Below are 26232 nucleotides of genomic sequence, written 5' to 3' on the forward strand. Positions count from 1 at the left end.
AGATAATAAATTTAATATCAAAAAATGTAACAAAAAGGTATGTAAGTAAAAAGCAAAATTAAAATATATAATAAAAAATATTATATATTAGATTGAAAAGTAAAAATAAAAATAGTGAAATTTCAGAAATATCAATAATATTATATAATAAAACAAAAAAACACTATATATATTCGATAAAATAAAATTTAAACATATAATATTTTATGTATATATTAATAAAAGGACATATTGTGTTATAATGGTATCGTATAAAATCATTTACGGGGGTGGTATTAAAATGTTTCAATTTGAAACACAAATACACAAATTAAGACATGATGTTTTAACTGCAATAGCTAGACTTGGAAAAGAAGATAACCTTACCAGAGAAGCAATGGATAATATTCAGTATGAAATAATAAAAGGTGAGAAACCTACATACAGATGCTGTGTTTATAAAGAAAGAGCTATAATATCTGAGAGAGTAAATGTAAGTATGGGGTTACAACCAGGTCAAGATAAGATAGATTTAGATACAATGGATATAGAAGAAGATGAACAAATTATATATATTTTGGAAGCTGCATGTGACAGTTGTCCAATAAATGAATTTACAGTAACAGATATTTGTAGAGGATGTCTAGCACATAGATGTAAAGAAGCTTGTAAATTTGGAGCTATAACACATGTCGGAGGAATGGCCTATATAAATCATGAATTATGTAAGGCTTGTGGAATGTGTAAAAAAGCTTGTCAATATGATGCCATCTCAGAGGTTGTTAGACCATGTAAGAGTGTTTGTCCAACTAATGCCTTAGGATTTGATAGAGAAAATATGAAAGCTATGATACATGAGGATAAATGTTTAAACTGTGGAGCATGTATGTCAGCATGTCCATTTGGAGCAATATCTGATAAGAGTTTGATAGCTCCTGTAGCTAGAAAGTTAGTTCAAAAAGAGAAAATGTATGCGGTGGTAGCTCCAGCTATAACAGGTCAAGTTGAAGCAAATGTTACATATGGTCAAATAAAAAATGCTATAAAATCACTAGGATTTGTTGATGTATTAGAAGCAGCTTGTGGAGCAGATGCAGTTACAGTTCATGAAAGCTTAGAATTTGCTGAAAGAATGGAAAAGGGAGAAGCTTTTATGACAAATTCTTGTTGTCCAGGATTTGTTGGTTATATAGAAAAAACATACCCAAATCATGTAGGAAAAATATCTTCTACAGTGTCTCCTATGATAGCTAGTGGTAGATTTATAAAAAGTCATGAACCAGATGCTAAAGTTGTATTCATAGGACCATGTACAGCCAAAAAGAGTGAGGCAGCTAAGAAAGAATTAAAAGGAGCTGTTGATTATGTACTTACTTTTGAAGAAATAATGGCATTATTTGAGGCATTTGATATAGACTTGGCTAAGTGTTCAAATGAAGATATAGATGATGCATCAATTTTTGGAAGAGGTTTTGGAGCTGCTGGTGGTCTTACAAAAGCTATAGAAAATTATCTTGCTGAAAAAGGTATTGGTGTTAATTTTGAACCTGTAAAGATTTCTGGTTCAAGAGAAATCAAGAAAACTATGACTATGGCTAATTTAGGAAAGCTAGAAGGTAATTTTATAGAAGGAATGATGTGTGAAGGTGGTTGTATAAATGGTTCTGGTAAATTCTTATCAGGTGCAAAGGTTAAAGCCACTTTTGATAGAAAAAATTCTCAATCAACTAAGAAAAGTGTCTTAGCAAATACAAAGATAAAAGATTTTAGTAATATAAATTTAGAAAAATAAAGATAATACAAAGCAACAAAAATACATATTGTTAATAGAGTTGTTCTAAGTTGAAGTTTAACTTTTGGACAACTCTATTTTTATTTATATATTTAATTATTGAACAACAAAAATAAAAATTATATACACTTAAAATAAAAATTACATATATAATATTTTGTATATAACTTAACAAAGTATATGCCTATGTTATAATAATTTATAGAAATAAATAAAAAATACAATATACATAATAGTAGAAATATAGCAAAAAGGTGTGATTTATAGGGAGGATTACTTATGTTTGAATTTGAAACGCAACTAAAAAGGTTAAAACATGAAGTTTTAACAGCAGTAGCAAGACTATCTATTGAAGAAAATTTAACAAAAGAAAATATAGAAAAAATTCCATATGAAATAATTAAAGGAGAAAAGGCGAGATATAGATGTTGTGTTTATAAAGAGAGAGAAGTAGTTCTTGAAAGGGCGCAACTTGCATTAAGTTTAACTCCAAATAGTAAATATGGAGATATAAATCCAGATTCAGTTAGTTTGGACACAGATGAGCAAATTATATATATAGTTGAAGCAGCATGTGATAGATGTCCAATAAATGAATTTACAGTTACAGAGCTTTGTAGAGGGTGTTTGGCTCATAGATGTAAGGAAGCATGTAAATTTGGGGCAATTTCTTATATAAATGGGAGAGCATATATAAATCATGATTTATGTAAGGCTTGTGGAATGTGCAAAAGTTCATGTCAATATGATGCTATATCAGAAGTTGTAAGACCTTGTAAAAGCGTTTGTCCAACAGGAGCTTTGGATTTTAATAGAAACACTATGAAAGCAATGATACATGAAGATAATTGTATAAATTGTGGAGCATGTATGTCAGCATGTCCTTTTGGAGCAATATCTGATAAGAGTTTGATAGCACCTGTTGCAAAAAAACTTGCAAAGAAAGAAAATATGTATGCAATAGTAGCTCCAGCTATAACAGGTCAAATAGATAGTAATATTACATATGGTCAGTTAAAAAATGCTATAAAATCACTGGGATTTGTAGATATGATAGAAGCTTCCTGTGGAGCAGATGCAGTTACAGTTCATGAAAGCAATGAACTTATTGAAAGAATAAAATCAGGAGATAATTACATGACAAATTCATGTTGTCCGGGATTTTTTAAGTATATAGAGAAGATGTTCCCAGATGAAAAAGATAGAATATCATCTACAGTGTCTCCTATGGTAGCAACAGGAAGATTAGTAAAAAAAATAGATTCTGATGCTAAAGTTGTATTTATAGGTCCATGTACAGCTAAAAAGAGTGAGGCAACAGAGAAAAGTTTAAAAGATTCAGTAGATTATGTACTTACTTTTGAAGAACTAATGGCATTATTTGAAGCATTTAATATAGATTTATCAAAATGTTCAAATGAAGATATAAATGATGGTTCGATTTTTGGAAGGGGATTTGGAGCATCTGGTGGACTTGCCAAATCAGTACAGAACTATATTGCTGAAAAGGGGCTTAGTTTTGATTTTGAACCTATAAAAGTATCTGGTCCAAGACAAATTAAAAAGACAATGACAATGGCTAAATTGGGAAGATTAGAAGGTAATTTTATAGAAGGAATGATGTGTGAAGAAGGTTGTATTAATGGAGCAGGTAAGTTTTTATCAGGTGTAAAAGCTAAAAATACTTTTGATAGAAAAAATGGACAATCTACTAAAAAGAGTGTTTTATCTAATGATAAGATTAAAGAATTTGAAGATGTAAATTTAGAAAGATAATTGTTTTGGTACAGTCATTTTTTTATTATGCCACAAATATGCCTAAAATTTGCCCTTTTTATATGTGTATTTTACAGAGTTAAGGTTGCTATACTATAAATATGTAATAAATAAAATTTATAGGAGCTTTTGGATGAGGAAAATAGTATTAAAAGATATCCTGTTTTTAGTTACTACATTATCTATAATAGTAATATTATTGCTTGTAACAAATATAACTACTAATAGTAAGATAAAATCAACAAGTGAATCTTATTTAAAAAGTGACAAAAATAGTGTGAGGCAAAATGGTATCCAGAGGAGCACAAAGAGTAGCACAAAAAATACTGCATTTAAGACTACTATACTAAACACTGGAAAGTCTGATTGCATATTGGTTGAGATAGGTAACAAAGTCATAATGATTGATACAGGAGAAGATAAAAATGGAAAACAAATAGTGGATAGGTTAAAAGAAAAAGGAATAAATACACTTGACTATTTAATTTTAACTCATTTAGATAAGGACCATATAGGTGGAGTAGATAGTGTGTTATCTAGTGTTAAAGTAAAGAATATTATACAAGCAAATTATAAGAAAGATAGTAAGCAATATGATGAATATATTGACTCACTTAAAAAAGCTGATATAGAACCAGTGCTACTAAAAGATAATATGAATATTGTAATCAATAGTGCAGAAATAAACATACATCCGGCTTCAAAAAGCAAGTACGAGAGTTCAAATGATTATTCAATAATCACTAATATAAGCTATGGAGCACATAAGTTTTTATTTGCAGGAGATGCAGAGGAAGAAAGATTGTCAGAGTTTATAAATGGAAATACTTTAAAATATGATTTTGTTAAAATGCCTCATCATGGAAGATATGACAAATTAACTGAAACATTTTTAGAGTCTATTTCACCCCAATATGCTGTTATTACATGTTCAGAGAAAAAAGAACCAGAGGAAGGTGTTTTAAAAATATTGGAAAGATTGAATATAAAAACCTTTTTGACTTCTAATGGAGAGGTAGTTATCAATAGTGATGGTAAGACATTGAGTGTGAATCAATAATTTTTTTAAAAATATCTAAAAAAATTTAAAAAAATCATTAGCAAATATTACCCCTTAAACATAGTATATTTTAGGAGCTGAAACTCCACATACAAAATGACTAGGAGGTAACATATTATGTTGGATAGATTTTTTGGTGAAGGCGGATTTGGTGGATGTGCTTGGTGGATAATAATATTATTCTTCTTATTCTTAGCATTCCAAGATTGTTGGGCTGAAATGGACTTATGTGCATGGATACCTTTCTTAATATTATTATTAATACTTTGTGAATGTGGTGACGTTTTTGATGGAGGATGTGGATGCTAAAAAAATCAATTTAGATGATTTAATAAAGCTTATGGTGGGTATAAATAAAATACCAAACCAATCACAATCTAGTGTTTGAAGGTAGTCGGAAATCCCCCGCTACCTTCTTTTTTTTATTGTTAAAATTTATTTTTGAATTATTTCATTTACATATAATAATTTTTACGATAAAGTCTGATATAATTAAAAAGAAAATAAAATTTATTTATAGGAGATGTAAAAATGGCTATAGTGGATAAGATTTTCAATGAGATAAAACTTATGGTTGCAAGACTTTTATTGGGAAAAAAGTACAGTGAATATGAAGAAAAAGATTTAGTGTATAATACAGAAGAAGAAGTTATACTTATAACTTTAAAAAGATTAGTTTTTCAGGGAAATGTAAACGAAGCAGAAGAAATTTTATTTGATAAAGCTAAGAGTGTAAATAGTGAAAATATGCAGTATATAGCAATAGAATTTTATACTATGCTTATGGAAAAGACTGATGAAGAATTAGAAGCTATGAATTTTTCTAAACAAGAAGTTTATCAAGGTATAGAAGATATTAGAAAAGTATTGAATTTAGAATAAAAGATATATGAAAATATTGAAATAAATTAATGCTAAGGTGAGAATATTATACTTATATATAAAAATATAATATTCTTATTTTATTAGTTATATTTAGGTATATCTTATTTACCATAAAACTATCTTGAAAAAAATTAATCTTAATTGTATAATATTACTTTGAGTGAAAAAGTATTAACATTTTTTTATAAGATGTTTTACTAAAAAAATATATATAAATATACTGTTATCAATAAGAAATTTAATTTAGTGAGGTGTTAAGATGAAAGTAGGATTTGACCACAAAAAATATTTAGAAGAGCAGTCTAAATATATCTTAGAAAGAGTAAATAATTTTGACAAACTTTATTTAGAGTTTGGAGGAAAATTGATGGGAGACCTTCATGCAAAAAGAGTACTTCCAGGATTTGATGAAAATGCAAAGATAAAAGTATTACAACATATGAAAGAAAAAGTTGAAGTTGTAATTTGTGTCTATGCAGGAGATATAGAAAGAAACAAAATAAGAGGAGACTTTGGTATCACTTATGATATGGAAGTTTTAAGATTAATAGATGATTTAAGAGGTTATGAACTAGATGTAAATAGTGTAGTAATTACTAGATTTGAAGGACAACCTGCTACAACTGTATTTATAAATAAATTAGAACGTAGAGGAATTAAAGTTTATAAGCATTATCCAACAAAGGGATATCCATCAGATGTTGAGACTATAGTTAGTGATGAGGGATATGGAGCAAATGAATATATAGAAACTACAAAGCCAATAGTAGTAGTCACAGCACCAGGACCTAATAGTGGAAAACTTGGTACTTGTCTAAGTCAGTTGTATCATGAAAATAAAAGAGGTAATGTAGTTGGATATTCTAAGTTTGAGACATTCCCAGTTTGGAATGTACCTGTAAAACATCCTTTGAATATAGCTTATGAAGCAGCTACAGTTGATTTAAAAGATGTGAATATGATAGATTCATTCCACCTTGAAACGTATGGTGAAATGTCAGTAAACTACAATAGAGATTTGGAATTATTTCCAGTGCTTAAAAAAATAATAGAAAAGATAACTGGAAAAGAATCAATTTTCCAATCTCCAACTGATATGGGTGTTAATAGAGTTGGCTTTGGAATAATAGATGATGAAGTAATAAGAAAAGCTTCTATAGAAGAAATAATAAGAAGATACTTTAAAACTGCCTGTGAGTATAAAAAGGGACAAGTTGATAAAGGTGCTTATGATAGAATGAAAATGATTATGGAAGAGCTTAACTTAAAGCCAGAAGATAGAAATGTTGTATTACCTGCGAGAAACTACAGTAATAAATTGAAAGAAAGTGCCGACAAGAATGATACTTGTCCTGTAGTTGCATTAGAATTAGAAGATGGTACAATATTAACTGGTAAGGGTTCTGATTTAATGAATGGAACTGCAGCAGTAGTATTAAATGCCATTAAACATTTAGCCAATATATCTGATGATATGCACTTAATATCACCTGTAATATTAGAACCTATCATAAACTTAAAAACAAAGACTTTAGCTAGTAGAAATGTTTCACTTAGTTGCCAAGAGGTGTTAACTGCACTTAGTATTTGTGCTGTAACTAATCCAACTGCACAATTTGCTATGGAAAAGTTAGCATTATTAAAAGGGTGTCAAGCTCATTCTACTACTATATTAAATAGAGATGATGAACAAACATTTAGAAAGCTTGGTATAGATGTAACTTGTGACCCAGAATATCCTTCACAAAATCTTTACTATAGTTAAAATTATATAAAAAAATATGGGCTGTTTTAAAGTAATAGTTTGAGCAGTCCATTACAATTATAATAAAATCAGTAGGCTGTCTTGTATAAGACAGTCTTTTGTTTTTAAAACATCCCATAAATTAAATATATATACTGTTATCCATAAGGAATTTTAAATTTAGTTCCTTGGAATACCTATTGTAAAGCTTTTATATAGTTTTTGCAAGTGTTTTTAAGGATTTTTTATAAATTATATTGAAGTTAATGGATTATAGATGGTTTTATTTATGGAAAATATGAATATATAAAGAAAATAATGAAAAAATACCAAAAAGAAACATAAGTTTGGTATAATTAAAAAGTAATATAAATAAAATTAATCTATTTATACTTTAAAAGGTGATAATAATGAAACATTATAGAAAAATAATTCATATAGATATGGACGCTTTTTATGCATCTATAGAACAAAGAGATAATAAAAAATTAAAAGGAAGACCTGTTATTGTCGGTGGAAATCCACAAAGCCGAGGTGTGGTTGCAACGTGTTCTTATGAAGCTAGAAAATTTGGTATCCATTCAGCTATGCCATCAGCTGTAGCTTACAATAGGTGTCCATATGCAGTTTTTGTAAGACCTCGATTTGATGTTTATAAGAGTGTGTCAGAGCAAATAAGAGATATATTTTATAGATACACGGATTTAGTTGAACCATTATCTTTAGATGAAGCTTACTTAGATGTAACAAAAAATAAAAAAAATATTGATTCATCAATTGAGATAGCAAAGCAAATAAAAAAAGATATATTTAGAGAAGTTGGTCTTACTTCTTCAGCTGGTGTGTCATACAATAAGTTTCTTGCTAAGATTGCATCAGACTTAAGAAAGCCAAATGGGTTAACTGTAATAACCGAAGAAAATGCCCAGGACTTTTTAGATAAATTACCTGTGAATAAATTTTTTGGTGTTGGAAAAGTTACTTCAAATACTCTTAAAAATTTAGGTATAAAAACTGGATATGATTTAAGGTGTTTAAATTTATTTGAACTTGAAAATATATTCAAAAAAAGAGGTTATGAATTATATAAATTTGCTAGAGGAATAGACGATAGACCAGTGGAACCAAATAGGGTTAGAAAATCTGTTGGGGCTGAGACTACATTAAGTCATAATTTGGATATTGATGAAGAAGAAACACGCAACATTCTTGATGAACTTTGTGAAGAAGTATGTCATAGATTAAAAAACTCTGAGAAGTTTGGAAAAACATTAACATTAAAAATTAAATATGAGGACTTTACAAAGATAACTAGAAGCCTTAGTTTAGAACACTATATTGACGAATATAATGATATAAGAAGTGGTGTAGATAATTTGTTGAGAAATGTTGAGGTTAATGGAAAACAAATTAGGCTATTGGGAGTTACAATATCAAACCTAAGTGATAAAAAAGAAACTTATAAAGATATTACATTATTTGAATACATGGATAGTATCCAAATGTGAGTTTTGTTTAAATGAAATAACACTAGCTTTAATACTATATAATTGAGGCTAGTGTTATTTTATGAATATTTTTATATTTTTTGTTTTTTGACATTATATATTATATACTATATATAAATACTTTATATTTGTAGCAATATTCAGACAAATAGTGACCTAAAAATCGTACTTTGTTTACATAAATAAAATAGTATGATATAATTATAAAAACAACTTATAATATTGAAGAAGGTTGCTTGTTCGAAAAAGGGGATGATAAATTATGATAGAGATAAGAAATGTAACAAAAAAAATAGGAAATAATGTTATATTAGATGATATTTCTCTAGCTGTAGAAACAGGTACATTGGTAGTTTTGATTGGTTCAAGTGGTTGTGGAAAGACTACTACTTTGAAGCTTATAAACAAATTAATAAAACCTACATCTGGTGAGATATATATTAATGGCAAACCAATTTCTCAGGAAAATGAAATAGAGCTTAGAAGAAAAATAGGATATGTTATACAGAACACAGGCCTATTCCCTCATCTTACAATAAAAGAAAATATAGAGCTAATTCCACGCCTAAAAAAGGAAAAATCCGTTGAAGAAATTGAAAAAAGAACGTTGCAACTACTTGAGATGGTAGGACTTGATAGTGATGAATTTTTGAATAAGTATCCTTCAGAACTTAGTGGTGGACAGCAACAAAGAATCGGTGTTGCAAGAGCCATTGCTACTGATGCTGAAATAATATTGATGGATGAGCCTTTTAGTGCTTTAGACCCAATAACGAGAACATCTTTACAAGAACAATTATTTTCTCTTCAAGATGAATTGAAAAAAACTATAATATTTGTAACGCATGATATGGATGAGGCTTTAAAGATAGCTGATAAAATTTGTATTATGAAGGATGGAAGAATAGCACAATATGATACTCCCGAAAATATACTTAGAAAGCCTGCAAATGACTTTGTAAAAGATTTTATCGGAGAAGATAGAGTTTGGGATAATCCAGAATATATAAAAGCAAGAGATATTATGATAAAAAATCCTATTGCTGTTAATTCTACTAGAACTGTAACTCAAGGAATAGAAATTATGAGAACGAGTAAGGTTGATAGCTTACTAATTATAGATAGAGCAAAAACATTAAAAGGTATTGTTACTGTAAAAGATATGAAAGATATTGATGATAAGTCAATATTACTTGCTGATATTATGTCAAGTGAGCCTTTGCATGTAAATGAAGGTGATAATTTAGTAGAAATACTAAATGTAATGAATCGTAATTCGGTTGGATATATTCCGGTTATTTCTGATGAAAATAAACTGGTAGGGCTTATTACTAGAAGTAGTTTACTTTCTGTTTTAAGTGAACAATTCTTAGAAATGGAGGTGAGTGTTCTTGGCTAATTTTTTTAACTTTATACTATTACAAAAAGATAAGATTATAGAGCTTTTAATACAACATATGAGTCTAACTGTTACATCTATTTTAATAGCTATAATAGTTGGTGTTCCTCTTGGAATAATTATTTCAAGAATCTCATCTCTTAGAAAGTTTGTACTTGGATTTGTAAACTTAGTCCAAGCAGTTCCGTCTATGGCACTTTTGGGTCTTCTTGTACCTATACTTGGTATAGGAAGTAAACCAGCCATATTTATGGTAGTGGTTTATTCATTACTACCAATTGTAAAAAATACGTATATAGGTATAACAAGTATTGACCCAGTAGTATTAGAATCAGCTAAAGGTATTGGTCTTACAAGAAATCAGACATTATTTAAAATACAATTCCCTTTAGCACTTCCTATAATAATGGGTGGAGTTAGAATATCTGCAGTTACAGCTGTTGGTTTGATGACTCTTGCAGCATTTATAGGTGCTGGTGGTTTAGGATATTTAGTATTTTCAGGGGTTCAAACTGTAAATAATAATATGATTTTAGCAGGGGCAATCCCATCATGTATAATTGCACTGTTAGTTGATTATTTATTTAGTAAAATTGAAGTTGCAGTTACTCCAAAAGGATTAAATCCAAAAGCACCTAAGAAGAATTATATAGCACTTAAAGTAATATCTGTAGTGGTTGTTGTTTCAATGTTGTTCGTTGTTTTTAGTTCTAGTTTTTCAAGTAAAAAAGATACAATAACTATTGGTTCTAAAGATTATACAGAACAACTTATACTTGGCAATGTTTATGCTGAATTAGTAGAAAAAAATACGAATCTTAAAGTTAAGAAGAATTTAAATCTAGGTGGTTCATCTGTTGCATTTAATGCAATTAAATCTGGTGAGTTAGACATGTATGTTGACTATACAGGTACACTTTTGGTAAATGTAATGAGACATGCTCCGATTAAAGATGCTGATGAAGCATATAATGTTGTAAAAGATACTATGGAAAAAGAAAATCAGTTAACTTTACTTGACCCTCTTGGATTTAATAATACTTACACATTAGCCATGATGCCTGAAACTGCTGAAAAGTATGGAATAAATACTATTTCTGATTTGACTAAATATGGTAAAGAATTTACATTCTCACCAACTTTGGAGTTTGAAAATAGAGAAGATGGTCTTGTAGGGCTTTCTAGAGATTATGGTTTAAAATTCAAAGATGTAAAAGCAATGAATGGAAGTTTAAGATATACAGCTTTAGATAATAATGAATCTCAGGTTATAGATGCATTTTTAACTGATGGTCTTATTAAAAAGTTTAATCTTAAGATATTAGAGGACGATAAAAATTTCTTTGTACCATATTATGCAGCACCATTAGTAAGAGAAGATACTTTGAAGAAATATCCTGAGTTAGAAAAAGTTATGAATATGCTTTCAGGAAAAATAAATGAAGAAACTATGAGAGAACTTAATTATCAAGTGGATGAACTTGGTAAATCACCAGAAGAAGTTGCTCATTCATTCTTAGTTAAAGAAGGCTTAGTATAAAAAATTAATAGTTTATATCAAAAATTTAAGGGAGTGTCTCAAAATGAACTTTTTAGTTCATGAGGCACTCTTTTTTATATGAAATCAAATATATTTTATCATTTCAACAATAAAAAAGAAGATTATCTTTATTTTGAGACAGTCTCTTATTTTTATGTATACCAAAACCATACCTACGATTTTTATTTATAATTAAGTTTCAAATAGAATGAACAAGTACAACCAATTTTGAATATAAATATAGTAAATGTGCTTATATACGATTTTATTGTCTGGTTGATTGATATTGATAGATAGCTTTCTTTATTGAATCGAAGGGAGGGGGAATTTGTTATGGATAACTATAAGAAAGTGAAGCAAGTATTGTGGATAATTTTATTTGCTAATTTTGCAGTAGCATTATTAAAAATCATTATTGGTAATCAAATAAAAAGCTATAGTATGACAGCAGACGGATTTCATTCTTTGTCAGATGGAGCATCTAATATAGTGGGGCTTATAGGTATTTTCTTTGCATCTAAACCAAAAGATAAAAATCATCCTTATGGACATAAAAAGTTTGAAATTATAACCAGTTTATTTATAAGTGGTATGTTGTTTGTTATAGCAATTAAGATAATTCTTAGTGCAGTGTTAAGAATAGCTAATCCAGTTGTACCTGCTATAACTATAGAAAGTTTAATTGCTTTAATTATTACACTTTTTATAAATATTTTTGTATGCATGTATGAATATAGAATTGGGACTAAACTAAATAGTTATGTTTTGATTTCGGATTCATTGCATACAAGAAGTGATATATTTGTGTCTCTAGGTGTATTGGTTACTTTAGTTGGTGTTAAGTTAGGATTTCCAGTAATAATAGAATCTATAGTTCCTATTATTATTTCTGCATTCATAATTTATTCGGCTTATGGAATATTTAGGCCATCTATTGGAATTTTGGTCGATAGAGTGGCTGTAGATGAGGATTATATAAAAGAAATTGTGTTTGAATTTAATGAGGTAAGGGATGTTCACAATATCAGAAGTAGAGGTAGCAAAAGTTCTATTTATATTGACATGCATGTAATGGTAGACCCATTTATAAGCGTAGAGCAATCTCATGATTTAACACATAAAATTGAGAAACAAATACAAGAAGAAATTAATGAAAATGCTCAAGTAATAGTCCATATTGAACCTTTTTATAGTTTTTAACTTAGTTATAAAATACAAGTTATAAAAAAATATAATTTATAAAAAAAATATTATACCATAAATAATTTATAAAAATTATTTATGGTATAATATTTTCTATAAAGAAATTAAGTCTTAATATATCTAAGGAGGAATTTACAATGAGATACGTTGAATATGGAAAGACAGGGAAAATGGTTTCAGTAGTTGGCTATGGAGGATTAAGGTTTGATTTAGAAAAAAGTAATCAAGAAAATGCTGATTTAGTCAAATATGCGTATGAAAAAGGTATTAATTACTTTGATACAGCACCAGGGTATTGTGATGACAGAAGTGAAGATATATTTGGACTAGCCTTTAGACAAATGATAAAGGAAGGTAAGACCGATTTTTATGTATCAACTAAAGAAAAGCCAAAAGCATGTGATACATCAGAAAAAGCTATAGAGGCTGTAAAAAAATCAATAGAACGATTAGGCGTATCTAAAATAAATTTTTATCATGTTTGGAATATTAGAAAGATGGAACATTACGAACTAGCAATGAGACCTGGAGGTCAATATGAAGGATTATTGAAATGTAAAGAAGAAGGATTGATAGACCATATAGTATTTTCATCTCATCAACCAGGAGATGAGGTTATAGATATTCTAAGTGAAAATAAGTTTGAAGGTGTAACTATGGGAATAAATATATTAAACTTTCCATATAGGCTAAAAGGTGCCAAATATGCTGTTGATAATGGATATGGTGTTGTGGCAATGAATCCATTAAGTGGTGGAACTATTCCAAAGTATAATAAAGAACTTTCTTTTCTATCAAAAGATGGCGAAAGTACTATAGAATCAGCTTTAAGATTCAACATAGGAATTTCACAAATAAGTATATCTTTGATAGGGTTTAATAAAAAACAAGATATAGATGATGCATGTAAAATTGCAGACGAAAATAGAATTTATTCAGATGAGGATATACATGATATTGAGACTAGATTAAATAAGAATATGAACGAAATATGTACAGGTTGTGGTTATTGTAAAGTATGTCCAAAAGGTATTAATACCCCAGCCTATATGCTTTTTTATAATGAAAAGCAGATGTTTAAAAAGAGTGATGAAGAAATGACAAAGTTAGTTTATGGCTTAGGACATTGGAATTACACAATGAATAGTAAGGCAAAAGCTAAAGAATGTATATCTTGTGGAAAATGTGAAGTTGAATGTACTCAGCATTTACCTATAATAGATAGATTAAAAGAAATTAAAAAATGGGAAGAAGATGGAGTTAATAGTGTTAAAGTCTAATTAATTTTATACTATATTTGAAATTTGTATAGTATTTAGTAATGTTTTAAAATATAGTTTTAATATTTAAGGAGACAGATTATAATTTTGTCTCCTTAAATTATGCTTTAATTTGTTATAGTTTAATTCCATAAGCAACATTGTATATTTTTATATAAAGTTTTTCAAATATTTTACATTAATATTGCTTACAAATTCTCATTTTATACAACACTAATCTATGTTATATAAACAATACTTGACTGATTATAACATCAATAAAGTAAATATTGTGGTTGTAAATAAAGAGTTATTCAATTACAATAAAACAAGTAAGAACATTATGAAGATGGCTATTAAATATAAGGAATAAATTGTAGGTGTCAGCAAATCCTATATAATGAATGGATGGTGATATATTGATGAGTAAAATATTAAAATATAAAAACGAGATGTTTTTGTTTATATTAGTTGTAATAACTTACTTAATAATAACTAAGATATTTTTTTCTAAGACTACTATATTTTATGATTTAAACAATACTTATGATGTATTGTTAGATACAGATACAGGAGTTTTATTCAATTTAAATGTATTTGCTATAAGTCAAGACAATAGTAAGCACATATTGTTTTCAGCAATTATATCAATTTTTGCATATCCAATATACCTATTTTGTACTTCAATAGCAAATCCTGGGACAACAGATTTTAATAGTGCCTATGGGTTTGGACTAATTTGTCTACAAATAATAACTAGTGCTATGTCAATAACTTTAGTCTTTAATCATATTAAAAAGATAAAAATGCAGAGATTAACTTTAATTTTACTTACTATGATAATGATATTTTCTTTTCCACAGTTATTTATGACTTTAAATGTAGAGAGATTTATATATAGCCAATTTTCATTAATATTTTTCATAGTTATTGCAAATAAGATGAAAGGAAAAAATTCTTATTTAGTAGAATTAGCAGCTATTCCTCTATTTGGAATAACTATTAGTAATATATATTTGTATTTTTTTAATATGATATTTGAGTTTAAATTAAAAATAGGAAAAATGTTAAAACATTTAATTACATTTATCCTAATGGCATATATTTGTGTAGTTTCAACAAAGTCTTATGAGAGTTTTATGAACCTTGGAAATGTAATACAGTATGATACGAAATTTATAAGTGGAGAACCAATTTTGGAAAAGATTGCAATGATTATAGAGAGATTATTGTATTCGGTTTTTTATTTTCCTGGAGCAAGTATTAAAAAAGGGTTATTTTTGCAAAATGGAGAAGTTGCTACAATACCAGTAATTCTTACATTATTAGCTTTATGTTTTTGTGTTTTATCAGTTATTGAAAATTCAGAAAAAAGAGTTCCTAAGCTATGTATGGGAATAATTATATTCAATCTAACTTTACATGGTATAGTAGGATATAATCTAGTCAATTCAAGTATTATGGCTATAAATTTTAGTTTTGCAGTTATAATTTTATTGGCTTACTTTACGAAAGCGCTTAGAAAAAATGAAAAGAATATGTATAATATATTTCTATCGCTGTTATTGGTTACTATAGTAATCAGTAATGTCAATGGATTTATAGAAATTTTAAACATAGGGATAAAATCATATCCTGTTTAAAAAATAATATTGAAAGGGTAGTAAGTTTATGAAACAGACCAATACAAGTATAAGGCTTCTTACTAAAATTTCAGATTATATAAAGTTAATGAGAATAAAGCAATATATAAAGAATTTCTTTGTATTTTCAGCTATAATTTTTTCAAACAACATACTAAATATAAATTTATTTTTAAATACGTTTATTGCGTTTGTGTGTTTTTGTCTAATGTCATCATCAGTATATGCACTGAATGATGCTATAGACATGGATAAAGATAAAAAACATCCTAAAAAATGTAATAGACCAGTGGCAAGTGGAAGAATAAGCAAAAAAAGTGCTAATATACTATTTGTAGTATTAGCTTTAATTTCAGTCTGTTTATCAACAGTTGTTAGTTTTAATCTTTCTATAATTCTCAGTCTCTATTTGATAAACAATATATTATATTCTCTTAAACTAAAGAATATAATACTATTAGATGTGTTTTCAATATCTCTTGGTTTTATACTTAGGGTTTATGCAGGATGTGTAGCCATAAGTGTTAGTTTATCAAATTGGATAATTTTATGTACATTTTTCTTATCTCTGTACTTAGCTCTTGGAAAACGTAAAAAAGAAATAGAAACTTTAAGAGATGATGCAGTTGAACATAGAAAAATATTGGAAGATTATGACATAGAAAATCTAAATCAAATGATGATAGTTATATTAAGTTCTACAATTGTATGTTATGCATTGTATTCTACAAGTAATCCAGAAAAGCCACATATGATATTTACAACAATATTTGTAGTTTATGGTGTACTTAGATATAATTATATAATTAACACTACAAATGAAAATAATCCTACTGATATTGTCCTAAAAGATAATGCTTTAAAAATAAACGTAATCTTATGGATAATTACATGTTTAATAATATTGATTTTTTAGTGATATTTTTAGTGATAGGATGGGGAAATACTTATGAAAAAAAGTGTATTATTACTTGATGTAGATTATACTGTTATAAATACTGATAGCATGATAGATTTTTTTATTTACTCTTTAAAAAATAAAACCTTTAAAACTATTATAAAGTTGCCATACATTATTTTTATTCTATTTATGTATTTAATTAGAATGATACCTTTGAAGAAGGCAAAAGAGGCAATCTTTTATCCAATAGTAGATTTTAGTGAAGAAGATTTAAAAAAGTTTTTTGATGATTGCATAATGAAAAAAATTAACGAATCTATGAAAAAGGTTATTTACAAAAATAAAGAAGAAGATAATGTTATAATTATGATAACTGCATCTCCATATGCATATATGAAATATTTTAAGTATTATGGTCTTGCAGACGAGGTTATAGGCACGGAGTTTTTTTATGAAAATTCAAGATATAAAAATCAATTCATTGGAGAAAACTGTAAGGGAATTGAAAAAGTAAAAAGAATAAAGGCTGTATTAGGTAAACTTGGGATAGAGATTGATTATGAAAATTCATATGCATATTCAGACTCTAAGAGTGATTTACCAATGCTTTCATTGACTAAAAATGCATTTTTAGTTAGTAAAAAGGATGGTGAGGTTATAGAGCAAATAAATTCATAACTTAATGTCACTTAGAATAGGAGGGAATAGTTTGGGATATTTACACATATTAATTTTATCTATGGTTCCTGTAACAGAATTGAGGGGAGCCATTCCTATAGGTATTGCAATGGGCTTAAATCCTATATGGGTTTATGTATTTAGTGTAATAGGTTCTACATTGGTATCGATTCCCTTGATATTGACATTCAGACATGTATTGCAATTTTTAAGAGGGAAGAAACTATTTAAAGGGATTGCTGATGTAATTGATAGAAAAATAAACTCAAGAATGAAGAAATTAAAAAGTGTTTCGATAATTGGTATAATACTATTTGTAGGTATACCACTGCCAACTACAGGAACATGGACTGCATCTGCTATAGCTTCCATATTAAAAATGAGAATAAAAGATGCTTTTATGGGAGTATTTCTTGGTAATTTGTTATCAGGGGTTATAGTTTCAGCTCTTTCTTTACATATAATATAAAACTATCTAAGTAATATACTTGGATAGTTTTTTTATGAGTATATGTGAAAAATTTTTAATAATAAATAAAAAATGAGATAAAGTATTTAACTTCAGTTAGTTCTAAAATGTTTACTATGGCAAAAGAAATATAGTATAGTATTACTTGTAGGGAAAGTACTCTAAATTTGTCTGCTAATAAAATGAAATTTTTATATAGAATAAAATTTTAGTGATACATTTTAATTATTGGATTGAGGAGGTTTTAAAATGGAAAATTCAAACACTAACTTAGGTAGTGAAAGTGTGGGTAAATTATTATTTAAACTTGCTACACCTGCTATTATCGCACAAATTGTAAATGTTTTATACAACATAGTCGATAGGATTTTTATTGGTAGAATGGAAAATGGAGAAGTTGCTATGGCTGGTGTTGGAGTGGCATTTCCAATAATAATTATAATAACTGCATGTAGTTATTTAATCGGTATGGGAGGAGGTCCATTAGCTGCTATAAAAATGGGTGAGCAAAACAATGATGAGGCAGAGAAAATAATGAGTAACAGTTTTTCTGTACTGGTGATTTTAGCAATACTTTTGACTATAGGTTTTAAGATTGGAAAAGAGCCTTTACTTTGGATGTTTGGAGCAAGTGAATCTACAATTGGATATTCAATGGACTATTTAAATATTTATTTAATAGGTACAGTGTTTGTTCAGATTTCAATGGGTATGAATACTTTTATAAATACCCAAGGGTTTGCTACAACTGGAATGATGACAGTTGCTATAGGTGCTTTAATAAACATAATACTTGACCCGATTTTTATATTTGGCTTTAATATGGGTGTAAAAGGAGCTGCATTAGCTACTATAATTGCACAAGGCGTTTCTGCTATTTGGGTGCTTATGTTTCTCTTTGGAAAGAAAAGTATACTTAAAATAAAAAAGAAGTATATGATACCAAAAGCAAGTATCATCTTACCAGTGCTTGGCTTGGGAATCTCTCCATTTATAATGCAATCTACAGAAAGTTTAGTACTTATAGCCTTAAATAGTAAATTACAAATGTATGGAGGAGATTTAGCAGTAGGTTCAATGGCCATAATGAGCAGTATAATGCAAATTCTTATGCTTCCTAATATGGGGGTTACACAAGGAGCACAACCAATAATAAGTTATAATTATGGTTCAGGTCAACTTGATAGAGTAAAAAAGACATTTAAGTTGTGTTTATTGTCATGTTTTACATATTCTACTATTTTATGGCTTTTATTAATGATATTTCCTGCATTTTTTGTTAGTATATTTAATAAGAATCCGCAGTTACTTAGTATGACTAGTTGGAGTATAAAAATATATTTTGCTGGTGCTTTTATGTTTGGGATTCAAATAGCTTGTCAACAGACATTTTTAGCACTTGGAAAAGCAACAATATCTTTGGTTTTAGCTCTACTTAGAAAGATTGTACTTTTAATACCTTTAATATTTATACTTCCAACATTCTTTAATGAAAAACTTTTTGCAGTAATTTTAGCAGAGCCAGTTGCAGATATAACAGCTGCTACTATAACAGCAATTTCTTTCTTTATATTTTATAAATGTTTTCTATCAAAACCTAAAGCAATAAAAGAATAAGATATACAATATAAATTTTTTATGAAAATATTTTATTAGATAAAAATTAGAATTTGTATTTTAATTTAATAAGATATTTTCTATAATGTATAAATATATGAAGTTGAATTTATTTTAAAAATTATAGTAAGAAAAATGTAAGTATTTGCAATATTAATGGTATAATATTTACAGATATGATAATCAATAAGAGGAAAGGATGTTTATAATGGAAAATGATTTAACAATGCAAGAATTACTTGACCAGCAAGAACAAGTATTCAGCAAAGTGAAAGTTGGAGAATTGACAACTGGAAAAATAACTGCAGTGAGAAATGATGAAGTACAATTAGGATTAGACTATGGGTTTGATGGAATAATACCTATAAGTGAATTGAACATAGAAAAAAATCAATATATAGAAGATATATACCACATAGGTGATGAAATAACTGCTGTAATAACAAAAGTATCTCAAAAAGATGGTACAATAACTTTATCTAAATTACAACTTGACAAAAGAAATGATTTTGCCGAGTTACAAAAGGCTTATGATGAACATAGAATAATAACTGTAAATGTTGAAAAGAATATAGATAAAGGTGTATTTGCTAATTACAATACATATACATTTTTTATACCAATTTCTCAACTTGATACAAAATTTATTACAGATACATCTAAATTTGTTGGTCTTAACTTAGAAGTTTATATAAAAGAATTGGATGTTAGAAAAAATAGACTTGTAGCATCTCATAGAGATGTATTACAAGAGCGTATAAATAAAGAGAGAGAAGAAAGAAGAGCTCAAATTAAGGCAGAAAAAGAAGCTGAAAGAGCAAGAATTAAGCAAGAAAGAGAAGAAGAAAAGGCTCGTATCAAAGCAGCTAAAGAAGACTTATTTAATTCTCTTGAAGTTGGACAAAAAAGAGATGGTAAGGTGACAAAGATAATGCCTTATGGTGCATTTGTGGATATTGGTGGGATTGAAGGATTAGCACATATAAATAATTTAGCTTGGACAAGAGTTGAAAGTGTTGAAGATGTTGTTTCAGAGGGACAAGAAGTAGAAGTTTATGTGTTGGATGTAAATAAAGAGACTAAAAAAATTGCCTTGGCATTAAAAGACATAAATAATGACCCTTGGGATTTAATAGCAAAAGAAGTACAAATTGATGATGTTGTCAATGCTAAAGTTCTTAGAATAATAGAAAAAGGGGCTTTTGTTCAAATTAAAGAAGGTGTAGATGCGTATTTACCAATATCTGAATTGAGTGATACTAGAGTGGCTAAAGTTACTAATGTTGTTAATATTGGAGATGAGGTTAAAGTTAAGATTCTTGATTTTAAACCAAAGACTAAAAGAATGTTGGTTTCAATAAAAGAAGCAACTAGAGAGCCAGAAGAGGATATAACAGAATACCTAGAAGTAGAGGAATCTTTAGGAAGTATTGGAGAATTATTTAAAGATAAATTTAAAGATTTAGAAGTGTAAAATAATTGAAAATGGGGCTGTTTTAAAACGTTACACTGTCTATTATGACAGCTTTAGTTTTGAAATAGCCCTTTAGCTATTTTCACGAATTTATGTAAAATATTAGGAGGAAATTTAATGAAAAAGTCTATTATGGATGTACATTGTCACACTCTAATAAGTGGACATGCACATAGTACTTTCAAGGAAAATGTCGAAGAGGCGAGTAAGAAGAATATAAAATACTTAGGAATATCAGACCATGGACCTAATATGCCAGGAGGACCACATCCATTCTATTTTTATAATTTGCATTTGCTTCCACGTGAAGTGCAAGGCGTAAAGATTCTTAGAGGAATAGAAGGAAATATAATGGATTATAATGGTAATTTAGATGTTCAAGAAGATATGTTGCAACATTTGGATTATATAATCGCAAGTTTGCATAGACCTTGTATAGCTTCTGGTACAAAAGAAGAAAATACAAATGCTATTTTAAAAGTTATGGATAAACCTAAGGTAAAAATAATTGGACATCCAGATGACAGTAGGTATCCTTTAGATTATGAACCTATAGTAAAAAAAGCTAAAGATAAAAATATCCTTTTAGAAATAAATAATTCATCATTAAGTTCAAATTCTCATAGAACGGGTACTTGGGAAAATGTAAGTCATATGTTGACATTGTGTAAAACATATGGTGCAAGAGTAATTCTTGGTACTGACTCTCATATATGTTATTCTATAGGAGAATTTGAAAATGCAGAAAAAGTTTTAGAAGCAGTAGATTTTCCAGATGAATTAGTCATAAATTATCATGAAGATGAAATTATAGAATTTTTTGATATAAATTTTTAGAATCTTGGGAGTGAAAAAATTTGAGTAAAAATAAGTTTATCTATATGAATTATTATGACAATGGTTATTTTAAAAAAGGAATGACTATATATATGGTTTTAGCACTTATAATTTTAGCTACAATTTTTATATATTCAACGACAATATTATATATTTTATGTATAATAACAGCAGTTTTTCTATTTAAACAAGGTCGTGATTTTTCAAATAAATATGAGGGAAAAGTATATATTACTCTCGATAATCATTCAATATTAATAAATAATCAATGTATATTCAGTATAAAATCTAAACAAAGTCAAAAGTTTAATTATAAGATAATAGAAAAAATAGAAGTAGTAAAAAATATATTAAATATATACACTGACGAATCTAATTATAAAATTAGATTAAGGGCATTGAGTTTGGAAGATGAAAAAAAATTATTGAATATCATAGATGAAAAGATGAAAAAGTTTAAGGCATAATATCATACTGTTTTCAATAGTTAGCATGTTTTATAGAATTGCTTATCAAAAATAAAAAATTGAGATAATTATTTTTTGTGTTGACAATACATTTTAATGTGTATATAATAACTATTAAATCAAAATATTTAGAAAATTTAAATGATTAAAAAAGTGATGAATAGAAGTAGTAAGAACAATGAAACTTTCAGAGAGCTAAAGGATGGTGTGATTTAGTAGTTGATAGTTCTGAACTTGTCTAGGAGCTGTTTTCTAAGATTTAAATCTTAGAATAATCGGAGTAATTCCACGTTATAGGAAATATAGTCATTATAATTATTGTATTGGCTATTACTAAGGGAGCTTTTTAGAAAGCTAAATAGAGTGGTACCGCGAGCAAAACCTCGTCTCTAATTTTATTAGAGATGAGGTTTTTTTTATTCTAATGATAAAATTGACATTTATCCTTATGAATTGTGCAGGATTGCGTCGATATGAGGTATACTGAATACAAAAAACAGAAAAAGGGGGAAATAACATGAAGTGTGGAAAGTATAAAAAATATGATAAAATGCAAATAGTAAATCGTAAATGGCCAGATAATGAAATATTTAAGGCTCCAATTTGGTGTAGTGTCGATTTAAGAGACGGAAATCAGTCACTGCCAACACCTATGAGTGTAAATGAAAAAGTCAGAATGTTCAAAATGCTTATTGATACAGGATTTAAAGAAATAGAGGTAGGATTTCCATCAGCATCAAATACAGAGTATACATTTTTAAGAAAATTAATAGATGAGAATATGATTCCAGATGATGTAACTATACAAGTACTTACACAATCTAGGGCTCATCTTATAGAAAAAACATTTGAATCAATAAGGGGATGTAAAAAAGCAATTATACATTTATATAACTCTACATCTGTTCTTCAAAGAGATGTGGTTTTTAATATGAGTAAACAAGAAATAATAGATATAGCAGTTGAAGGAGCAAAATTATTTAATGAAGAAGTAAAAAAATATCCAGAAACAGAATTTACTTTTGAATATTCACCAGAGAGTTTTACAGGAACAGAGATGGATTATGCACTTGAAATATGTGAGGCAGTGATAGATGTTTGGAAACCAACTCCTCAAAAAAAAGTAATAATAAATCTTCCATCAACAGTTGAAATGGCAACACCAAACGTATATGCAGACCAAATAGAATGGTTTTGTAAAAATATAAGTTGTAGGGATTCTATTATACTAAGTTTGCATACTCACAATGATAGAGGAACTTGTACGGCTGCAAGTGAACTTGGATTATTGGCTGGTGCCGATAGACTTGAAGGAACACTATTTGGAAATGGTGAAAGAACTGGGAATATGGATATAGTAAATGTGGGACTTAATCTTTATACACAAGGAATAGACCCAGAGCTAGATTTTAGCAATATAGATAAGATAATAGGTATATATGAAGACTGTACAAAACTTATGGTACATGATAGACATCCATATGCAGGTAATCTTGTACATTGTGCTTTTTCAGGTTCACATCAAGATGCTATTAGAAAAGGCATGATAGCAATGAAAAACAGAGATAATGATTACTGGGAAGTTCCATATTTACCAATAGACCCTCATGATATTGGAAGAGAATACAAAGAAATTATAAGGATAAATAGCCAATCTGGAAAAGGAGGAGCTGTTTATATAATGGAAACAGATTATGGATTTATGATACCTAAGAATATGCATTCTGATTTTGGAAATGTAGTCAAAATGGAATCTGATAGAATTGGGGAAGAACTTAGTAGTGAAGCAATATTTAATTTGTTTAAGAAAGAATATATTGAAGTTGAGAGCCCTTATAAAGTTAAGAAGTATAAAATAAAATCAATGGATGAATTAAACTATGAAAATGATGATTCTAATGATACTAACATGATTGAGATGACTGCAAGAATAAGTTATATGGGAAATGAACAAAGGATTGTTGGTATAGGAAATGGACCTGTAGATTCATTTAATAATGCACTAAAGCAATGTGGCATGAAAGATTATAAATTTAGATATTACTGGGAACATGCATTAGAGGAAGGGTCACATTCAAGAGGGGTAGCTTATGTAGGAATAGAGCACAATAATGAAGTCTATTTTGGTGTAAGTATATCGGAAAACATAAATACAGCAGCTATTAATGCACTTATGAATGCAATAAATAAAAGTTATATTGAGGAGGAAATAAAAAATGGGGATGACTATGACGCAGAAAATATTAGCCAAACATGCTAAATTAAATGAAGTTAAGAAAGGGCAATTAATCGAAGCAGATTTAGATGTAGTTTTAGGTAATGATATAACATCACCAGTAGCCATTAGAGAATTTGAAAAATTAGGAATTGAAGATGTTTATGATAAGACTAAAGTAGTGATGGTTTTAGACCACTTTACACCTAATAAAGATATAAAGAGTGCAGAACAATGTAAATTTACAAGAAGTTTCGCAAAATCAAAAGGAGTTGTAAATTTTTTTGATGTAGGAGATATGGGAATAGAGCATGTTCTTCTTCCTGAAAAAGGTATAGTAACTGCTGGAGATGTAATTATAGGTGCTGACTCTCATACTTGCACATATGGAGCATTAGGAGCATTTTCTACTGGTGTAGGTTCAACTGATATGGGAGCAGGTATGGCTACAGGAAAATGTTGGTTTAAGGTTCCTGGAGCAATAAAATTTGTTTTGAAAAATAAACCAAATAAATGGATAAGTGGTAAAGATATAATACTTCATATAATAGGGGAGATAGGTGTTGATGGAGCACTTTACAAGTCAATGGAATTTTGTGGAGATGGAGTAGAATACTTATCTATGGATGATAGATTTACTATTTGTAATATGGCAATAGAAGCAGGAGCAAAAAATGGAATTTTTCCAGTAGACGATAAGACTATGGAATATATAAATTCACATAAGTGTTCAACTATGACAAAAGATGTAAATATATATGAAGCAGATGAAGATGCAGTCTATGATGAAGTATACGAAATAGATTTAGCCAAACTAAAAGAAACAGTAGCCTTTCCTCATCTTCCTGAAAATACTAGAACAGTAGATGAGATAGATAAGGATATAAAGATAGACCAAGTTGTAATAGGCTCTTGTACAAATGGAAGAATATCAGACCTTGAAGTAGTAGCTGAGATAATGAAAGGCAAAAAAGTAGCAGATGGAGTTAGAGTTATGATATTTCCTGGAACTCAAAAAGTATATCTTGAAGCTATAGAAAAAGGGTATATTACCACTTTTATAGAGGCAGGAGCAGCAGTTTCTACACCAACTTGTGGTCCATGTCTAGGGGGACATATGGGTATACTTGCAGCAGGAGAAAAATCCATTTCAACAACAAATAGGAATTTCGTAGGAAGAATGGGGCATGTTGATTCAGAGGTGTATCTTGCAAGCCCAGCTGTAGCAGCAGCATCAGCTATAACTGGAAAAATATCAAAACCATCAGAAATAATTTAAGGGAGGTAAAATTTATGATTGCCAATGGAAGTGTTTTTAAATTCGGTGACAATATAGATACAGATGTAATAATACCAGCTAGATATTTAAATATAGCTGATTATAAAGAACTAGCAACGCATTGTATGGAGGATATTGATGATAAATTTATCTCTAAGGTAAAAAAAGGAGATATTATAGTTGCAACTAAAAACTTTGGTTGTGGTTCATCAAGAGAACATGCACCAATTGTAATAAAAGAAAGTGGAGTATCCTGTGTGATTGCTTCTACTTTTGCTAGAATATTTTTTAGAAACTCTATAAATATAGGGCTTCCTATACTTGAATGTGAAGAAGCTGCCAATAACATAGATGAAGGGGATAATATAGAAGTAGATTTTTCTACAGGTGTGATAAAAAATATAACAAAAGGAAAAGAATATAAAGCAGAACCATTTCCTGAGTTTATGCAAAATATTATATTAAATGAAGGCTTAATTAACTCAATAAAAGCAAATAGGGGGTAGT

22 protein-coding genes and 1 other annotated feature are annotated in these 26232 nt (G+C 28.4%); all 22 genes read left to right on the forward strand.

Annotated elements, in window-relative coordinates:
• Positions 1 to 280: 280 nt before the first annotated feature.
• The 22 genes from CDIF1296T_RS05340 (at position 281) to leuD (ending at position 26231) form a co-directional block, all read left to right on the forward strand.
• Entirely contained in the window at positions 281 to 1771 is a 1491-nt protein-coding gene (locus tag CDIF1296T_RS05340) for a 4Fe-4S dicluster domain-containing protein (protein WP_009888725.1), read from the forward strand.
• Positions 1772 to 2050: 279 nt separating this feature from the next.
• Positions 2051 to 3547: a 4Fe-4S dicluster domain-containing protein gene (locus CDIF1296T_RS05345; protein ID WP_009895925.1), complete on the forward strand. Its 1497-nt coding sequence runs from the start codon at positions 2051 to 2053 to the stop codon at positions 3545 to 3547.
• Between the two features lie 133 nt (positions 3548 to 3680).
• The gene (gene blaAHM, locus CDIF1296T_RS05350; RefSeq protein ID WP_009895927.1) at positions 3681 to 4607 is read left to right on the forward strand and encodes an AHM family subclass B3-like metallo-beta-lactamase; all 927 of its coding nucleotides are present in this window, start codon (positions 3681 to 3683) and stop codon (positions 4605 to 4607) included.
• 117 nt (positions 4608 to 4724) lie between these two features.
• On the forward strand, positions 4725 to 4916 hold the full coding sequence (locus CDIF1296T_RS05355) for a hypothetical protein (RefSeq protein ID WP_003418667.1): 192 nt from the start codon (positions 4725 to 4727) through the stop codon (positions 4914 to 4916).
• A 222-nt stretch (positions 4917 to 5138) separates the two neighbouring features.
• A complete protein-coding gene (locus tag CDIF1296T_RS05360; RefSeq protein ID WP_003437137.1) occupies positions 5139 to 5489 on the forward strand; it encodes a DUF6483 family protein in 351 nt (116 codons plus the stop codon).
• A 262-nt stretch (positions 5490 to 5751) separates the two neighbouring features.
• Positions 5752 to 7257, forward strand: a complete 1506-nt coding sequence (locus tag CDIF1296T_RS05365; RefSeq protein WP_003437136.1) for a DUF1846 domain-containing protein — start codon at positions 5752 to 5754, stop codon at positions 7255 to 7257.
• A 389-nt stretch (positions 7258 to 7646) separates the two neighbouring features.
• Positions 7647 to 8744, forward strand: coding sequence for a DNA polymerase IV (gene dinB, locus CDIF1296T_RS05370; protein WP_003437134.1), 1098 nt, complete (start codon positions 7647 to 7649; stop codon positions 8742 to 8744).
• A gap of 262 nt (positions 8745 to 9006) precedes the next feature.
• A complete protein-coding gene (locus tag CDIF1296T_RS05375; RefSeq protein ID WP_009895930.1) occupies positions 9007 to 10143 on the forward strand; it encodes an ABC transporter ATP-binding protein in 1137 nt (378 codons plus the stop codon).
• A complete protein-coding gene (locus CDIF1296T_RS05380; RefSeq protein ID WP_009895932.1) occupies positions 10136 to 11683 on the forward strand; it encodes an ABC transporter permease/substrate-binding protein in 1548 nt (515 codons plus the stop codon). The genes CDIF1296T_RS05375 and CDIF1296T_RS05380 overlap by 8 nt, the downstream gene beginning before the upstream one ends.
• A gap of 333 nt (positions 11684 to 12016) precedes the next feature.
• Complete coding sequence (locus CDIF1296T_RS05385) at positions 12017 to 12883, forward strand: cation diffusion facilitator family transporter (protein ID WP_003437125.1); 867 nt, start codon at positions 12017 to 12019, stop codon at positions 12881 to 12883.
• A gap of 140 nt (positions 12884 to 13023) precedes the next feature.
• Positions 13024 to 14166, forward strand: coding sequence for an aldo/keto reductase (locus tag CDIF1296T_RS05390; RefSeq protein ID WP_018112604.1), 1143 nt, complete (start codon positions 13024 to 13026; stop codon positions 14164 to 14166).
• Positions 14167 to 14567: 401 nt separating this feature from the next.
• Complete coding sequence (locus tag CDIF1296T_RS05395; protein ID WP_021359034.1) at positions 14568 to 15788, forward strand: DUF6080 domain-containing protein; 1221 nt, start codon at positions 14568 to 14570, stop codon at positions 15786 to 15788.
• Between the two features lie 28 nt (positions 15789 to 15816).
• Positions 15817 to 16704 (forward strand): decaprenyl-phosphate phosphoribosyltransferase, encoded by an 888-nt coding sequence (locus CDIF1296T_RS05400; RefSeq protein WP_003437117.1) that lies wholly within the window; start codon positions 15817 to 15819, stop codon positions 16702 to 16704.
• Between the two features lie 33 nt (positions 16705 to 16737).
• On the forward strand, positions 16738 to 17367 hold the full coding sequence (locus CDIF1296T_RS05405; protein ID WP_009895936.1) for an HAD-IB family hydrolase: 630 nt from the start codon (positions 16738 to 16740) through the stop codon (positions 17365 to 17367).
• A gap of 31 nt (positions 17368 to 17398) precedes the next feature.
• Entirely contained in the window at positions 17399 to 17836 is a 438-nt protein-coding gene (locus CDIF1296T_RS05410) for a COG2426 family protein (protein WP_009888743.1), read from the forward strand.
• Positions 17837 to 18085: 249 nt separating this feature from the next.
• On the forward strand, positions 18086 to 19453 hold the full coding sequence (locus CDIF1296T_RS05415; RefSeq protein WP_003437109.1) for an MATE family efflux transporter: 1368 nt from the start codon (positions 18086 to 18088) through the stop codon (positions 19451 to 19453).
• Positions 19454 to 19652: 199 nt separating this feature from the next.
• Positions 19653 to 20927 carry a 30S ribosomal protein S1 gene (locus CDIF1296T_RS05420; protein ID WP_004453528.1) on the forward strand — a complete coding sequence of 425 codons (1275 nt, stop codon included), beginning with the start codon at positions 19653 to 19655 and terminating at the stop codon, positions 20925 to 20927.
• A 117-nt stretch (positions 20928 to 21044) separates the two neighbouring features.
• The gene (locus CDIF1296T_RS05425) at positions 21045 to 21764 is read left to right on the forward strand and encodes a phosphatase (RefSeq protein ID WP_009895939.1); all 720 of its coding nucleotides are present in this window, start codon (positions 21045 to 21047) and stop codon (positions 21762 to 21764) included.
• Between the two features lie 20 nt (positions 21765 to 21784).
• Positions 21785 to 22231 (forward strand): hypothetical protein, encoded by a 447-nt coding sequence (locus tag CDIF1296T_RS05430; protein ID WP_009892857.1) that lies wholly within the window; start codon positions 21785 to 21787, stop codon positions 22229 to 22231.
• A gap of 147 nt (positions 22232 to 22378) precedes the next feature.
• Positions 22379 to 22625 (forward strand) — a binding site (T-box leader).
• Positions 22626 to 22748: 123 nt separating this feature from the next.
• Complete coding sequence (gene leuA / locus CDIF1296T_RS05435; RefSeq protein ID WP_003437098.1) at positions 22749 to 24491, forward strand: 2-isopropylmalate synthase; 1743 nt, start codon at positions 22749 to 22751, stop codon at positions 24489 to 24491.
• Complete coding sequence (leuC, locus tag CDIF1296T_RS05440) at positions 24448 to 25725, forward strand: 3-isopropylmalate dehydratase large subunit (RefSeq protein ID WP_009895941.1); 1278 nt, start codon at positions 24448 to 24450, stop codon at positions 25723 to 25725. Before leuA ends, leuC begins: the two co-directional genes overlap by 44 nt.
• A 14-nt stretch (positions 25726 to 25739) precedes the next feature.
• Entirely contained in the window at positions 25740 to 26231 is a 492-nt protein-coding gene (gene leuD, locus CDIF1296T_RS05445) for a 3-isopropylmalate dehydratase small subunit (RefSeq protein ID WP_003437092.1), read from the forward strand.
• Position 26232: the final 1 nt, after the last annotated feature.

Source organism: Clostridioides difficile ATCC 9689 = DSM 1296, assembly GCF_001077535.1.
Classification (GTDB): domain Bacteria; phylum Bacillota; class Clostridia; order Peptostreptococcales; family Peptostreptococcaceae; genus Clostridioides; species Clostridioides difficile.

What these genes read in the sequence shown, in the direction of transcription:
- CDIF1296T_RS05340 (WP_009888725.1), top strand. Translation starts at nt 281, where the DNA reads ATGTTTCAATTTGAAACACAAATACACAAATTAAGACATGATGTTTTA.
- CDIF1296T_RS05345 (WP_009895925.1), top strand. Translation starts at nt 2,051, where the DNA reads ATGTTTGAATTTGAAACGCAACTAAAAAGGTTAAAACATGAAGTTTTA.
- blaAHM (WP_009895927.1), top strand. Translation starts at nt 3,681, where the DNA reads ATGAGGAAAATAGTATTAAAAGATATCCTGTTTTTAGTTACTACATTA.
- CDIF1296T_RS05355 (WP_003418667.1), top strand. Translation starts at nt 4,725, where the DNA reads ATGTTGGATAGATTTTTTGGTGAAGGCGGATTTGGTGGATGTGCTTGG.
- CDIF1296T_RS05360 (WP_003437137.1), top strand. Translation starts at nt 5,139, where the DNA reads ATGGCTATAGTGGATAAGATTTTCAATGAGATAAAACTTATGGTTGCA.
- CDIF1296T_RS05365 (WP_003437136.1), top strand. Translation starts at nt 5,752, where the DNA reads ATGAAAGTAGGATTTGACCACAAAAAATATTTAGAAGAGCAGTCTAAA.
- dinB (WP_003437134.1), top strand. Translation starts at nt 7,647, where the DNA reads ATGAAACATTATAGAAAAATAATTCATATAGATATGGACGCTTTTTAT.
- CDIF1296T_RS05375 (WP_009895930.1), top strand. Translation starts at nt 9,007, where the DNA reads ATGATAGAGATAAGAAATGTAACAAAAAAAATAGGAAATAATGTTATA.
- CDIF1296T_RS05385 (WP_003437125.1), top strand. Translation starts at nt 12,017, where the DNA reads ATGGATAACTATAAGAAAGTGAAGCAAGTATTGTGGATAATTTTATTT.
- CDIF1296T_RS05390 (WP_018112604.1), top strand. Translation starts at nt 13,024, where the DNA reads ATGAGATACGTTGAATATGGAAAGACAGGGAAAATGGTTTCAGTAGTT.
- CDIF1296T_RS05395 (WP_021359034.1), top strand. Translation starts at nt 14,568, where the DNA reads ATGAGTAAAATATTAAAATATAAAAACGAGATGTTTTTGTTTATATTA.
- CDIF1296T_RS05400 (WP_003437117.1), top strand. Translation starts at nt 15,817, where the DNA reads ATGAAACAGACCAATACAAGTATAAGGCTTCTTACTAAAATTTCAGAT.
- CDIF1296T_RS05405 (WP_009895936.1), top strand. Translation starts at nt 16,738, where the DNA reads ATGAAAAAAAGTGTATTATTACTTGATGTAGATTATACTGTTATAAAT.
- CDIF1296T_RS05415 (WP_003437109.1), top strand. Translation starts at nt 18,086, where the DNA reads ATGGAAAATTCAAACACTAACTTAGGTAGTGAAAGTGTGGGTAAATTA.
- CDIF1296T_RS05420 (WP_004453528.1), top strand. Translation starts at nt 19,653, where the DNA reads ATGTTTATAATGGAAAATGATTTAACAATGCAAGAATTACTTGACCAG.
- CDIF1296T_RS05425 (WP_009895939.1), top strand. Translation starts at nt 21,045, where the DNA reads ATGAAAAAGTCTATTATGGATGTACATTGTCACACTCTAATAAGTGGA.
- leuA (WP_003437098.1), top strand. Translation starts at nt 22,749, where the DNA reads ATGAAGTGTGGAAAGTATAAAAAATATGATAAAATGCAAATAGTAAAT.
- leuC (WP_009895941.1), top strand. Translation starts at nt 24,448, where the DNA reads ATGGGGATGACTATGACGCAGAAAATATTAGCCAAACATGCTAAATTA.
- leuD (WP_003437092.1), top strand. Translation starts at nt 25,740, where the DNA reads ATGATTGCCAATGGAAGTGTTTTTAAATTCGGTGACAATATAGATACA.